The sequence below is a fragment of the Staphylococcus sp. HMSC063F05 genome (assembly GCF_001837075.1).
Classification (GTDB): Bacteria; Bacillota; Bacilli; order Staphylococcales; family Staphylococcaceae; genus Staphylococcus; species Staphylococcus epidermidis.
The window spans coordinates 1-14,383 of the sequence record NZ_KV831307.1; the positions used below are offsets into that span (position 1 = coordinate 1).

14 protein-coding genes and 1 pseudogene are annotated in these 14,383 nt (G+C 33.0%); 9 read left to right on the forward strand and 6 right to left on the reverse strand.

Annotated features, from left to right (window positions below):
* Nucleotides 1–267: 267 nt before the first annotated feature.
* The 3 genes from HMPREF2576_RS00400 to HMPREF2576_RS00410 all read right to left on the reverse strand — a co-directional run bounded on the left by HMPREF2576_RS00400 (nucleotide 268) and on the right by HMPREF2576_RS00410 (nucleotide 2,986).
* Nucleotides 268–1,395: an NADH-dependent flavin oxidoreductase gene (locus tag HMPREF2576_RS00400; RefSeq protein ID WP_002484546.1), complete on the reverse strand. Its 1,128-nt coding sequence runs from the start codon at nucleotides 1,393–1,395 to the stop codon at nucleotides 268–270.
* A 320-nt stretch (nucleotides 1,396–1,715) separates the two neighbouring features.
* Complete coding sequence (gene ygs / locus HMPREF2576_RS00405) at nucleotides 1,716–2,096, reverse strand: S1 domain-containing post-transcriptional regulator Ygs (RefSeq protein ID WP_001831918.1); 381 nt, start codon at nucleotides 2,094–2,096, stop codon at nucleotides 1,716–1,718.
* A 296-nt stretch (nucleotides 2,097–2,392) separates the two neighbouring features.
* Nucleotides 2,393–2,986, reverse strand: a complete 594-nt coding sequence (locus HMPREF2576_RS00410) for a peptidylprolyl isomerase (protein WP_001831922.1) — start codon at nucleotides 2,984–2,986, stop codon at nucleotides 2,393–2,395.
* Nucleotides 2,987–3,051: 65 nt separating this feature from the next.
* Between HMPREF2576_RS00410 and HMPREF2576_RS00415 the strand changes: the two genes are divergently transcribed.
* The 9 genes and pseudogenes from HMPREF2576_RS00415 (at nucleotide 3,052) to HMPREF2576_RS00455 (ending at nucleotide 10,849) form a co-directional block, all read left to right on the forward strand.
* On the forward strand, nucleotides 3,052–3,432 hold the full coding sequence (locus tag HMPREF2576_RS00415; RefSeq protein ID WP_001831990.1) for a kinase-associated lipoprotein B: 381 nt from the start codon (nucleotides 3,052–3,054) through the stop codon (nucleotides 3,430–3,432).
* Nucleotides 3,433–3,625: 193 nt separating this feature from the next.
* Nucleotides 3,626–6,031, forward strand: a complete 2,406-nt coding sequence (locus HMPREF2576_RS00420) for a Na+/H+ antiporter subunit A (RefSeq protein WP_001832516.1) — start codon at nucleotides 3,626–3,628, stop codon at nucleotides 6,029–6,031.
* Nucleotides 6,024–6,452 carry a Na+/H+ antiporter Mnh1 subunit B gene (gene mnhB1 / locus HMPREF2576_RS00425; protein ID WP_001831999.1) on the forward strand — a complete coding sequence of 143 codons (429 nt, stop codon included), beginning with the start codon at nucleotides 6,024–6,026 and terminating at the stop codon, nucleotides 6,450–6,452. Before HMPREF2576_RS00420 ends, mnhB1 begins: the two co-directional genes overlap by 8 nt.
* Nucleotides 6,452–6,799: a Na+/H+ antiporter Mnh1 subunit C gene (mnhC1, locus tag HMPREF2576_RS00430; protein ID WP_001831949.1), complete on the forward strand. Its 348-nt coding sequence runs from the start codon at nucleotides 6,452–6,454 to the stop codon at nucleotides 6,797–6,799. The genes mnhB1 and mnhC1 overlap by 1 nt, the downstream gene beginning before the upstream one ends.
* A complete protein-coding gene (mnhD1, locus tag HMPREF2576_RS00435) occupies nucleotides 6,786–8,282 on the forward strand; it encodes a Na+/H+ antiporter Mnh1 subunit D (protein WP_001831894.1) in 1,497 nt (498 codons plus the stop codon). Before mnhC1 ends, mnhD1 begins: the two co-directional genes overlap by 14 nt.
* 1 nt (nucleotide 8,283) lies before the next feature.
* Nucleotides 8,284–8,763 (forward strand): Na+/H+ antiporter subunit E, encoded by a 480-nt coding sequence (locus HMPREF2576_RS00440; RefSeq protein ID WP_001831972.1) that lies wholly within the window; start codon nucleotides 8,284–8,286, stop codon nucleotides 8,761–8,763.
* Nucleotides 8,763–9,056 (forward strand): Na+/H+ antiporter Mnh1 subunit F, encoded by a 294-nt coding sequence (gene mnhF1 / locus HMPREF2576_RS00445; protein WP_001831940.1) that lies wholly within the window; start codon nucleotides 8,763–8,765, stop codon nucleotides 9,054–9,056. The genes HMPREF2576_RS00440 and mnhF1 overlap by 1 nt, the downstream gene beginning before the upstream one ends.
* Nucleotides 9,034–9,390 carry a Na+/H+ antiporter Mnh1 subunit G gene (gene mnhG1 / locus HMPREF2576_RS00450; protein ID WP_001831900.1) on the forward strand — a complete coding sequence of 119 codons (357 nt, stop codon included), beginning with the start codon at nucleotides 9,034–9,036 and terminating at the stop codon, nucleotides 9,388–9,390. The genes mnhF1 and mnhG1 overlap by 23 nt, the downstream gene beginning before the upstream one ends.
* A 304-nt stretch (nucleotides 9,391–9,694) precedes the next feature.
* Nucleotides 9,695–10,849, forward strand: a pseudogene (locus tag HMPREF2576_RS00455) (NAD(P)-binding domain-containing protein).
* 58 nt (nucleotides 10,850–10,907) lie between these two features.
* Here the strand turns inward: HMPREF2576_RS00455 and HMPREF2576_RS00460 are convergent.
* From HMPREF2576_RS00460 to HMPREF2576_RS00470, 3 genes are all read right to left on the reverse strand, one after another.
* A complete protein-coding gene (locus HMPREF2576_RS00460) occupies nucleotides 10,908–11,282 on the reverse strand; it encodes a hotdog fold thioesterase (protein WP_001831899.1) in 375 nt (124 codons plus the stop codon).
* Between the two features lie 22 nt (nucleotides 11,283–11,304).
* The gene (locus tag HMPREF2576_RS00465; RefSeq protein ID WP_001831915.1) at nucleotides 11,305–12,621 is read right to left on the reverse strand and encodes a Na+/H+ antiporter family protein; all 1,317 of its coding nucleotides are present in this window, start codon (nucleotides 12,619–12,621) and stop codon (nucleotides 11,305–11,307) included.
* 185 nt (nucleotides 12,622–12,806) lie between these two features.
* Nucleotides 12,807–14,288, reverse strand: a complete 1,482-nt coding sequence (locus HMPREF2576_RS00470; protein WP_002439046.1) for a M17 family metallopeptidase — start codon at nucleotides 14,286–14,288, stop codon at nucleotides 12,807–12,809.
* Between the last annotated feature and the right edge of the window lie 95 nt (nucleotides 14,289–14,383).

Here is a 14,383-nt window from a genome sequence, read left to right on the forward strand (position 1 = left end):
TTTGTTTATTGGTATTTATTAAATTATACGAAAGACCTTATTTTTTTAAGTATTTCATTGTGAAATTACATATAAACACAAAGTATTTTGGCGAGACTCTTGAGGGAGCAGGACAAGCTGAAGCTGTCCCCTAAGAAAGCGAGCCAACAATACGAAGTATTGTAAATAAAGAAGCCAGTAAATGAATTTATGAAAACTCATTTACTGACTATTTTGCTAGGAATTATGTCCCAGCCTCGAATAGATACATTTAGATATACCATTCAATTATTTGTCTTTTCGAGGTAATGGATAGAATCCTTGATTAAACTGTTCCCAAAGATTTGGTGTTAGATAATGTTGGTCTTCACGATTAGGATCAAAAGCATTTATAATTTCGTCTTCTCGACCTTCTTTAATTTTAGCAACAAAATCATAATCAAGTAGAATTTCACGACCTAACGCAACAAATTCAACTCCAATGTTTTCAACAGCATTTAGTGCATCTTCAGCTGTAAAGACAGAACCTATACCAATAAGCGGCATACGTCCATTTATCCATTGATGAATAAGTTCCAAGCGATTTTCACCTTTATATTTACCTTCTCGCGTAACTGAGTTAACATCCATTAATGACACATGAATATAATCAAGTGGTTTATTTGCGATTTGGTGAATTAATTCTTCAGTTATCTCCATTGAAATACCTGGTGATTCCGCTTCTTCAGGTGACAATCTGTAACCAATAATAAAATCATCATATGCATGAGCTTTTTTAGCTTTAACAACTTCATCTATAACAGCAACAGGGAATTTATAGTTATCAGCCCAAACATCATTTCTTCTATTATAGTAAGGAGAAACAAATTGGTGAATAAGATAATGGTTTGCGCCATGAATTTCAACGCCATCAAAACCTGCTTCAATTGCTCTTCTAGTTGCTTCACCAAAGTCTCTAATAGTTTGTTCAATTTCTTCAGCAGTCATCTCACGAGCATCATGTTCTTTTTGCTGACCAAAACTTTTAAGAGAAATGGCACTTGGTGCAACAACATCTCCATCAGGTGTTAACTCTGGTAAAGCTTGAGCACCTCCATGATGAATTTGGACTATTGCTTTCGCACCATTTTTCTTCATAACTTGAGCAAGTTCTTTTAACCCTTCGATATCTGAGTCATGTGCAACAGAAGGTTGACCAGGAAATGCTTTGCCTACATCATTAACATTACTTGCTGCATTAATTGCAATCCCAACATCTTTAGAACGTTTCTCAATGTAAGGTAATTCTATATCTGAAATTGTTCCATCATCATTTGATGAAGTATGTGTAAGAGGAGCTAAAACAAAACGATTTCTTACTTCAACACCATTAGGTAGTGTTAAAGATTTAAATAAAGGTTCATATTTATTATTCATATTTTTAATACTCTCCTTGTTTAATGATGTTATGACTATAGCATGCTAGTTACATACTATTCTAATTATTTGCTTACAAATTATTTATTCTCCAATTATAAAAATGCTAAGCATAGTTAATTACATTCAACAAATAAATAATAACTATCTAAAATTTTTTATTTTCCCTTATTGAGATCATTGTTTATCCAAAATAATTATTAACTTTAATTAATAAAAAAAGACAATCCTAACAACACATTGTTGTTTAAAGATTGTCGTTATCATGTGATTGATTGCATATATCACAACATCACATGTTGGCACGAATTGACAGTCGTTTAGTCATTGTGAATTGCACGTTTTGACTGTTTGATCCAGACCGGTAAGCGTTCTTTAAGTGTTTGAAACCCATACTTTTCTGTTTCTCTAATTTCATCTAAGACAGACTGTTTTTCTTTTTTACGCTCATAATTTTTAAAGTAATCATTATCTTTTAAGGACAAATTTAATTTACCTTCATCATCAATTGATAATATTTTTGCTTTAACAACCTGTCCTTCAGATAGAAATTTCTTTAAATTATGGACATAATCATCCATAATTTCTGAGATATGGATAAGCCCTTCAGTATGGTCAGGGGTCTCAACAAATGCGCCATACGGTTGAATACCAGTCACACGTACCTTGATATGTTGACCTACTTTGTAGTGATGATTCAACTTGATAACCCCTTATTTCGATTTTCTTAACACTCATATCATAGCATAAATCAAATATCTCGACTAACTATAACCATAATAAAATTCATTAAATTTTAAAAACTGGTTCCTTATTGTATTGTTTTGCAAATGAATCTATAAACTATTGGATTAAAATTATCATTATATTAAAATACCTGAGACAAAATTTGCCTCAGGTTATAAATTGTTGATTTGATTTTATCTCTGAAAATAAATACTGACTTCATATACTTTATACAATACAACAAAACTTATAGTTGCAATTAAAGATTAAATTATTCTTCTACATCTATCGATTCAATGACTACATCATAAACAGGTTTGTCTTGAGCACCAACTTTAGTATTTGCAATATCTTCTAAAGTTGATTCACCCTCAATAAGTTGACCAAATACTGTATGTTTTTGATCTAACCAAGGCGTACCACCTTTTTCACCATATGCTTCTACAATAGGTTGAGGCCATCCACCATCTGCTAATTGACTTAACATATTTTCAGGCACTTCCTTCATTTGGACAATAAAGAATTGAGATCCATTTGTATTAGGACCTGCATTAGCCATTGATAATGCACCGTAAAGGTTAAAAGCTTCTAGAGAAAATTCATCTTCAAAAGCACTACCATAAATACTTTCTCCGCCCATACCAGTTGCAGTTGGGTCCCCGCCTTGTACCATAAAATCATTGATAACACGGTGGAACGTTACACCATCGTAGTATCCATTTTTTGAATGTGTCACAAAGTTTTCAACTGTCTTTGGAGCAATGTCGGGAAATAATTTAAATGTCATGTCACCTTTATTTGTATGCATAACTACTTTAATTTCGTTATCTTGAATCTCTTTATTTAACTGAGGATAGTTCGTCATTTCAATTCTCCATTCGTGTTATGATATAAACATATATTAACATATATGAAAGGAAGTAATATAGGATGTTATATCGATTTTCTCACAAGACTGGTGTTTATGGTGTAAGTGTCAAAGAGGAAACTGGAAATCAAATACTCGTACAAATTGAACAAGTAATTAAACATCCCAAACAAGGTGATTTACACCATCCCAATGAAACAGAAGGCGTCTTTTTTCATGAACGTAAAGCTTTAAGCCATTTTGAGAAACGTTACGCTACACCTTCTCAACTTCGTGAGTTTAATGTCGAGGCCATGCCTTATGAAGACTCACTTCAACATGCTATTACACATCTTGAGAATCAACTAAAAAAAGAGAAGACAGAGTATTCTCGATTGTCTTTAAATAATTTAAATCGTTTAAAAGAAGATTACGCTATTCAATATAAAAGACACTTCGACTAATCCATATTAAATTTTTAGTAATAGAGCGAAATAATTATTCATATAGTTAAAATTTTCGAACAAATTTTGACGTGTTTCTTCTTATTTAAAAGAGTCTTTAAATCAAGAGTTTCAAGCAGTTACATGGTTTTTCAGAAGAAGCGCAATGATGTATAATATGTGTCGTAAATAAATTTTAAAGGAGGAAAACATAGTGAGTTTGTTACATATTGCGGTACTATTACCGTTAATATTTGCACTCATTATTCCATTCCTATACCGGTTCGTTAAACGTATACATTTAGGATGGTTTGTATTACCTGTTCCTATTGTCTTATTTATATATTTCATATCATTGATTTCAATGACGATGTCAGGTAATAACGTAATGAAAAACTTAAATTGGATGCCACATATTGGAATGAATTTTAATTTATATGTGGATGGTCTCGGATTATTATTCAGTTTGCTTATCACTGGAATAGGAAGTCTAGTGGTTTTATATTCTATCGGATATTTAAGCAAATCAGAACAACTCGGGAATTTTTACTGTTATTTATTACTATTTATGGGTGCAATGTTAGGAGTTGTACTCTCTGATAATTTTATTATTTTATATTTATTTTGGGAGTTAACTTCTTTCTCTAGCTTTTTATTAATCTCTTTCTGGAGAGAGAAAAAAGCTTCAATTTATGGTGCTCAAAAATCTTTAATCATTACCGTATTAGGTGGCTTGAGCATGCTAGGTGGTATCATTTTACTTTCCCTAGCTACTGATACTTTTAGTATTCAGGCTATGATTTCAAAAGCAAGTGACATTCAAAATAGTCCTTTCTTTATCTTAGTAATGATACTTTTTATGATTGGTGCATTTACAAAATCTGCACAAGTGCCTTTTTATATTTGGTTACCAGATGCTATGGAGGCGCCTACGCCAGTGAGTGCATACCTTCATTCTGCAACGATGGTAAAAGCAGGACTATATCTAATCGCAAGAATCACACCTATTTTTGCAATATCCGAAGGTTGGGTATGGACAATTACACTTGTTGGTTTAATCACCCTATTTTGGGCATCACTCAATGCAACAAAACAACATGACTTAAAAGGTATTTTAGCTTTCTCAACTGTGTCTCAACTAGGGATGATTATGTCTATGCTTGGTATTGGTGCTGTAAGTTATCATTATCAAGGCGCTAATAGTCAACTTTATGTTGCTGGATTTGTTGCTGCCATATTTCATTTAATTAATCATGCCACGTTTAAAGGTGCACTATTTATGATTACAGGTGGTATTGATCATTCAACTGGTACACGTGATGTTAAAAAGTTGGGCGGTTTACTTACAATCATGCCTATCTCATTCACGCTTACAGTTATTACAACATTAAGTATGGCTGGTGTGCCGCCTTTTAACGGCTTTTTATCAAAAGAGAAATTCTTAGAGTCAATGATTAATGTTACACATTTAAATTTAATGAGTTTAAATACTTTAGGTATTCTTTTACCAATCATTGCCATTATTGGTAGTATTTTCACATTTGTATATTCAATTAAATTTATATTGCATATATTCTTTGGTTCTTATAAACCTGAAGCTCTGCCAAAACAAGCGCATGAATCTTCAATTTTAATGCTTATTTCACCTATCATTTTAACATCACTAGTTATAGTATTCGGTTTATTCCCAAGTATATTAACGCAATCTATTATAGAGCCGGCATCTGTAGCAGTTAGTCAAACATCAAATATAACTGCTGAGTTCCATTTATTCCATGGTATAACTCCAGCATTCCTATCAACAATAGGTATTTATATTATTGGTATTTTATTATTAATTTCATTTAGTTATTGGGTTCGTTTATTACAAGCACATCCATATCAGTTAACGTTGAATCATTGGTATGACACTTCAGGCCAACGTATTCCAGGATATTCCGAAAATATAACAAATAGTTATGTTACAGGTTTTTCTAGAAATAATTTGGTGATTATCTTAGGTATTCTCATTGCTTTAACTTTTGTTACAGTCATCAGTGTACCCTTCAGTATTGACTTTAAAAACGTGAGTCATTTACGCGTATTTGAAGGTGCAACAGTATTGTTTTTACTGATTGCTTCAACTTTCATTATATTTGCAAAATCACGTTTGTTTAGCATTATCATGTTAAGCGCTGTGGGTTACGCTATATCAGTATTATTTATTTTCTTTAAAGCGCCCGACTTAGCATTAACACAATTTGTAGTGGAATCTATTTCTACAGCATTATTCTTACTATGCTTTTATCACCTACCTAATTTAAATCGCTACAATGAAAAACCAACCTTTAAACTGACAAATGCTGTGATTTCAATTGGAGTGGGATTATCAGTGATTATTTTAGGATTAATTGGCTATGGTAATAGACACTTTGACTCTATTACTAAATTCTATCAAGAACATGTTTTTGATTTAGCACATGGTAAAAATATGGTAAATGTCATCCTCGTAGATTTCCGTGGTATGGATACTTTATTCGAGTCATCTGTACTAGGTATTGCAGGTTTAGGCGTATATACAATGATTAAATTACGATTAAAACAGAAAAATCAATCAAGTGAGGTGAATGACCATGAATAGACAACAAAATAACCTTATCTTTCAATACGCTGCCGTGATTATTTTCTTCATGGTCATTGTGTTTGGCTTTTCATTATTTTTAGCTGGACATTATACACCTGGTGGCGGTTTCGTTGGTGGTTTGCTTTTCGCTAGTGCATTATTAGTTATTACAATTGCATATGATGTAAAAACGATGCGAAAGATTTTTCCTTTAGATTTTAAAATCTTAATTGGTATTGGTTTATTATTTTGCGTGGGTACACCATTAACAAGTTGGTTCATGTCTAAAAACTTTTTTACACATGTCACTTTTGACATCCCTTTGCCTTTACTTGAACCTATGCACATGACGACAGCGATGTTTTTTGATTTCGGTGTTTTATGTGCAGTTGTAGGAACTATTATGACTATAATTATTTCGATTGGAGAGAACGAATAGTGGAAATTATCATGATCTTTGTTAGTGGTATTCTCACATCTATAAGTGTCTATCTCGTTTTGTCTAAAAGTTTGATACGTATCATTATGGGGACTACACTACTAACTCATGCTGCAAATTTATTTTTAATTACTATGGGAGGTTTAAAGCACGGAACTGTTCCAATATTTGAAAAAGGAACATCAAGCTATGTTGACCCTATCCCCCAAGCATTGATTTTAACAGCTATCGTTATCGCCTTTGCTACAACAGCTTTCTTTTTAGTTCTTGCATTTAGAACATATAAAGAACTAGGCACTGATAACGTTGAGCTAATGAAAGGAGCGCCAGAAGATGATAGAGAGTAACTTGCTTGTTTTAACTTTAGTCATACCTATCCTAACTGCAATTTTACTCATATTTATTGGAAAGCGCCCAATAATAAAAAGATATGTTGCACTTGTCGGTACATTGCTAACATTGGTCATTGCATTGATTAACTTAAAGAATGTGCTACGAGATGGACCAATCAAGGTTGAACTGGGCTCTTGGAAAGCCCCATACAGCATTGTATTTGTAGTCGATATTTTTAGCGCTCTACTCATCATCACAAGTATTATTATTACCATATTAGTCATTTTATACTCATATCGTTCTATCGGTTTAGATAGAGAACGTCATTATTATTATTTCTCTATCATGTTTATGTTGATTGGTATTATTGGCTCATTTACAACAGGAGATATTTTCAACTTGTTTGTGTTCTTTGAAGTCTTTTTAATGTCTTCATATTGTTTACTCGTTATTGGTACTACTAAAATACAATTACAAGAAACAATTAAGTATATTTTAGTCAATGTTGTTTCATCGTCTTTCTTTGTCATGGGTGTTGCAGTTTTATATTCAGTTGTAGGAACTTTAAATCTCGCTCATATTAGTGAAAGATTGTCACAACTTTCTGTACATGACAGTGGCTTAGTCAATATTGTTTTTATTTTATTTATCTTTGTCTTTGCCACTAAAGCAGGCGTTTTTCCTATGTACGTATGGCTACCTGGTGCTTATTATGCCCCTCCAGTAGCGATCATCACGTTCTTTGGTGCACTATTGACTAAAGTGGGTGTATACGCAATTGCGAGAACTCTAAGTTTATTCTTTAATAATACAGTAAGCTTTTCTCATTATGTCATCCTTTTCTTAGCATTACTTACAATTATTTTTGGATGTATAGGTGCGATAGCTTACTATGATACGAAGAAAATCATCCTTTACAATATTATGATTGCAGTAGGTGTCATATTAGTTGGTATTGCTATGATGAACGAATCAGGCATGACTGGTGCAATATATTACACACTACATGATATGTTAGTTAAAGCTTCATTGTTCTTACTCATTGGCGTCATGTACAAAATCACTAAAACGACTGACTTACGTCATTTTGGTGGCTTGATAAAAGGGTATCCTATTCTAGGTTGGACATTCTTTATTGCAGCGCTAAGCTTAGCGGGTATACCACCTTTTAGTGGTTTCTACGGTAAATTCTATATTGTTCGAGCGACCTTTGAAAAAGGATTTTATCTAAGTGGTATCATTGTACTTTTATCAAGTTTAATCGTGTTATATTCAGTCATACGTATTTTCTTAAAAGGATTTTTCGGTGAAGTTGAAGGATATACTTTATCTAAAAAGGTAAATGTTAAATATCTAACAACTATCGCTGTTGCATCTACAGTTATTACTGTAATCTTTGGATTATCTGCAGACACGTTATTCCCAATCATCAAAGATGGCGCTGAAACGTTTGTCGATCCAAGTCAATATATTCATAGTGTGTTAGGAGGTAAATAGTTTGGCTATACAGTTTGTAATTAATTTACTTGTTTCTGTCATATGGTTACTTGTAACAAATAGCTATACCTTAAATAACTTTGTATTAGGTTTTATACTAGGTTTGTTTCTAGTTTATCTCCTGCACCGTGTCTTGCCTGGTCAGTTTTATTTAGTGAGAATATATAGAATTATAATGCTTATCATTACATTTTTAACTGAGTTAATAAAAGCAAACTTTGGTGTACTAAAAATTATTCTCAAACCACGAATTGAGAATAAACCCGGATTCTTTGTGTACGAGACGGAATTAGAACGTGACTGGCAACTTGTTTTACTTTCCAACTTGATTACGTTAACACCTGGCACAGTCGTTTTAGGTATTAGTGATGACCGTAAAAAGATTTATATCCACTCAATTGATTTCAGTACAAAGGAAGAAGAGATTCAAAATATCAAATCTTCATTAGAGAAGGTCGTTAGAAAGGTAGGCGAGAAATAATGCCTTTTAAAATATTTATTATTACAGCCTTAATTATTGTTGTCTTATCAATGTTAGCAATGTTAATACGTGTTATTTTAGGACCCTCTCTAGCAGACCGTGTCGTCGCACTTGATGCAATTGGTTTACAGTTAATGGCCGTGATAGCGCTATTTAGTATTTTACTGAATATTAAATACATGCTCGTCGTTATTTTAATGGTCGGTATTCTTGCTTTTCTAGGAACTGCAGTCTTTTCTAAATTTATGGATGAAGGTAAGGTGATCAAGCATGATAGCAACGATCGTCACTAGTGTCTCTATCATATTTGTTGTTCTTGGAGCTTTGATTAGTGCCTTTGCTGCAACGGGTCTCATTCGATTAAGGGATGTTTACTCAAGAGCACATGCAGCTGGTAAAGCAGCCACGTTGGGTGCGATGTTTTTACTATTTGGAGCATTTTTATACTTTATTGGCACTGAAGGATATGTAAATATGCAATTAATTATCGGAATTATTTTCGTATTTATTACTGGCCCTCTTTCAAGTCATTTAATCATGAAAGCTGCCTACAACATTAAAACACCATATACCAAAGATACTAAAATTGATGAAATTAAAGAGGATATGAAGCATACAAAACTATAATTCATACTTTAAGAGTTTTATACCAAAATTAAATTCAATAATTTAATAATTTTTTAAAATCGATAATATGATTAATACCTGGGACATGAACTAATGTTCCAGGTATTTTATTTTATTGTAACCTACTACTGAGTTGAAACCTTAATATGCCTTAAATTTCTTAATTTTCCTTCCCGTTACATCAAATTTAACATTAAAATTGTTTTGCTCCTCTTTAAATAAAAATGACACTTTGTAACTCTTTGCAAATTGTGGTATTATTTAAATCGTAATAATTACGTTTTAAAAGCAGAGGGGCGATTCAATGCACTGGACAATTATTGGTGGTGGCTTACAAGGAACCACCATTGCACTTAAATAAAAAAATGAAGGACTAAAAAATGAGGCGCTTACTATCATAGATCCTTACTCCTCATTATGTGAGCGATTTAATATTTATACACAACGTATTAGTATGCCATACTTAAGATCGCCTTTCGTTCATCATATTCATCCTAAACCTTTTCATCTCAAACAATATGCTAGATATCATCAGTATACTTCAGCTTATTACGGCCCGTATAAACGTCCTCAAAGAGATATGTTTATGCATCATGTTCATGATTTGATACATCAATTTAAACTTAATGATTGTCATATACAAGGTAAAGTCGAAGCTATTAATAAATCAAGAGGTAAATGGTGTATAAAACTATCAACTGGCGATAAAATGATTACCGATTGTGTTGTGATAGCAAATGGCTATACGCAAACGCCATTCATACCTGAAATTTTCAGAAATAAAGCGAATGTAAAACACATATTCGCTGATAATTATCATGCCTCTTTAGATAAAGATACTCAACATGTTGTTGGTTCAGGTATATCTGCTGCCCACCTCACTTTAAAATTATTAAATGAACACAATCACCAACTTGTTCATTTATGGATGAATAAAGATATTGAGATACATAATTTTGATGCTGACCCTGGTTGGTTAGGACCTAAGAAATTGAACTATCTTGCATCTATATCCTCATCAGATGCAAGAATGAAGTTAATTGAAGACGAACGTCATAGTGGTTCAATGCCTATGGAATTATTTTTAAGGTTAAAGAAATATGTGCAAAGTGGTCGACTCGTCATACATACGAGTCAAATTGATGATGTAACTGAATCCTATATTATCTCCGCTGGAAAATATTTTGAATATAAGCATATTTTGTTAGCTACTGGATTTTATAATCAATTGTTAACACAACCACTCATAAAAAATCTTATTCAAAACGAACAAGCACCACTTAATCAATCAGGTTATCCTTCTTTGTCAAACGAACTAGAATGGTTAAATCAATTATTCGTAGCTGGTGGACTCGCAGATTTAGAACTAGGTCCTTTTGCAAGAAATATAATGGGCGGTAAAGAAAGCGCTGAACGCATAAGTAAAGCATATAAACGTTTAAATAAGAAAATCTCTTAAACAAACACCCCGATAAGATTGTGAATTCTACACAATCTTATCGGGGTGTTCTGTTACATTATTGAATAGGTTTAATAGCAATCGTCCCACGCATGACACTGATTAATTGGTCATGGTCATCTTTGATATCAATATTCCAAACTTGTGTTGTTTTTCCTTGATGTATTAAAGAAGCAAATGCTCTCACATGTCCTTGTCGAGTTGAGCGAATATGATTTGCATTCATTTCTAAACCTAGTGGAATGAATTGCTGCGTATCAATCAAATGAGCAGCACCTATCGAACATGCTGTTTCACCTAAAGCTAAACTTGCACCACCATGTAAATAGCCAAAGGGTTGCTTTACTTTATCTGTCACAGGCATAGACACTACTACTTTACCATCTTCTTTTTGTTCAATCTTCATTTCAAATGTTTCTAAAAGATTGGTCATAGTTCACACCTCATTTCAGTAGTTATAGTACCATAGCTGCTATCGTACCAAAAATCATAAGGGGAACATTATAAAACAAGAAATTCGGGATGCATGTATCACGAATATGATCATGTTGTCCATCAATATTCAAACCGGCTGTCGGTCCAAGAGTAGAATCACTTGCTGGAGAACCTGAATCACCTAAAGCACTTGCTGTACCAATTAAAGCAATGAGAGCCATTGTGTCTAAACCAATTGATGCTCCAAAAGGAATAAATAATGAAGCGATAATAGGTATAGTCGCAAAAGAGGAACCAATACCTAATGTTACAATAAGTCCAATGAGGTACATGACGATAATACTAATCAATTTATGATCTCCAGTTAATCCTGTTAAACTCTTGACCAAGCTATCTATATCACCTGTTGCATTCATCACGCCAGCAAACCCGTTAGCTGTTAGTATCACTACACCAATATAAGCCATTAATTTGACTCCATCTACAAACTGTTCATCGAGTTCATACCAACGATATGCTCTTGAAACAAAGAAAATAAGTACCCCAGCTAACGCACCAAAAATCATAGAATCTGTAAATGTCTGTACTAAAAACGTAGCTAGTATGGCAATGACAGTAACAATTAGCACATAAGGTTTGAGTTCAGTAATTTTTTCTCGATCATTTACATTACGTTGTTCATAAACGCGTGGCTTTCTATAAACAATAAATCCAAGTATGAGACCCACAACATATCCCATTGAAGGTATTAACATTGATTTCCATATCATATTCATCTCAATTGGATGGTTTGCTTTTTGAAAACCACTTTGAATGATTTGATGGAAAATTTGACCGAAACCATAAGGTAATAGCACGTATGGAAAACACAAACCAAATCCTATTACTAATGCAATAAGTCTGCGATCAATTCTTAAATCGTTAAACAAACTCACAAGTGGAGGTATTACAATTGGAATAAAGGCAATATGTACAGGAATTAAGTTTTGACTCATGATACTCATTGCTAACAATGCAATGATAATAATTATTTTAACCTTAACTCGGGAAAGTCTACTATTCTCAGCATGAATACTTGCAATAATTTTACCGACTAGATAATCAGTTATACCACTATAGGAAATCAAGGCAGCAAAACCACCAAGTAACGCATAACTTAATGCGACTTCTGCGCCATCTACTATATTTTTTCCAAAAACATTAATTACTTTTTCTAAATTCATACCTGATATTAATCCACCGACAAGTGCACTAATAAATAAGCTAATGACCACATTTAATCGACATAAACATAGTATAATCATTAATATGACTGCGATTACAACAGCATTTATCATTCTGCCCCACCCTTTATCACTCTATCGAACTAAAGTATTTATAAAATACATACTAGCAAGACATATATTTAATGTCAATGTTAAAAAAGACTCAACTATTATATACATTTAGTTATATTTAGTTGCTTATTTTCAATAACTGAAATATAACACTTAAAAATGTAATAAGTTGAGTCTGTATAACTTTATTTATATTTTTGTTGTAACCACTCTACAACTGTAGGTATCATGTAACCTGTCGGACCCTTTGGCCCTTTATATGTAGCACTTTTAGTTGTTGCAGGGCCCGCGATATCAAAGTGAATGTGTGGGATGTCACCACTAAAATGCGAAATAAATGCTGCTGCAAACAATGCTTTTCCTTGACCGTTCGTATGATTGACTAAATCTGCTACATCTGATTGTTTAATTAAATGTCTTTCAGTCTCTGTAATAGGTAATTCGAATACTTTTTCGTCTACATGACGTGCAACTGTTAATAAGTTTTTAAGTTCATTTTCAGCATGAGATTGGAAAGCAGCCGCCTTGTCATCACCTAAAGCTACAATCGCTGCACCCGTTAATGTAGCAAAATCAAGAATTAGTTGTGGTTTAAATTGTGTTGCATAGAATACTGCGTCACCTAAAACCATTCTACCTTCAGCATCACTATTCAACATTTCTACTGTTTCCCCATTAAGCGCAGTAAATACATCATCTGGTTTCATGGAAGATTCACCAATCATATTTTCAGCTGAAGCGATTATTCCTACAATATTTACAGGTAGGTTTTGCTTAGAGATCACATCAATCATACCAATAACATTGGCCGCACCGCACATATCATATTTCATAGTTTGCATACCTATCTTAGACTTAATACTATATCCACCGGAATCATATGTAATACCCTTACCCACTAATGAAATAGGTGGTTCATCAGCTTCTGCACCATAGTATGATACCGTAATTAATCTCGGACCATGATTAGAACCTTTACCTACTGCATGTATTAATCCAAATCCTTCATCTATAATTTGTCGGTGATCTTTGATATCTACACTAACGGAACTCCCTTCGAAATGTTTTTTTATTTCTTCGGCAAAATATTGGGGTGTTAAAATATTCGGAGGCATTTGACTTAGTTCACGAGCATAATTTATAGATTCACCCAATTGTTGGCCTTCGTTAATCTTCGTTTCTATATTATGCTCTGTCGTTTGTATATAGACTCTACCTTGATATGGAGGCTTTTTATCCGATTTATAATGGTCAAATTCAAAGATAGATTGTGCACTTTGTAAACCTAAAGTTTGACAAATTTCAACAATGTTACCATGTTTAGATTTGAAAGTATCTAACAATAATTCACAATCCGTGACATGAACGTCTTTTAAATATTGAAACAACTGACCCCAAACTTTTAATAAACGTTGATATGATAAGATTTTTAAGTTTCCTAGTCCTACAGTTAATAATCTTTTAGGCTTTTCATCAATGTAGATAAGCGTTGATGATATTTTGCCGATTGAGCTATTGATGACATGATATTGTTTTAATGTTTCTAATCGTTCTTTAATTAACGTCTTATGATATTTTATCTCACCTAATTGGTTGAGGTGATCTGGCACACCCACCACAATCGTTTCAATTGATGTTGGCGTATCTTGATTAATAAAAAATTGCATATAGATCCTCCGTTCCTCATTCTGTATAACAATAATTATAAGTTATGAACACCCCAATATTAAACAAAACCACTTTTTACTCTAACTCTAAATAA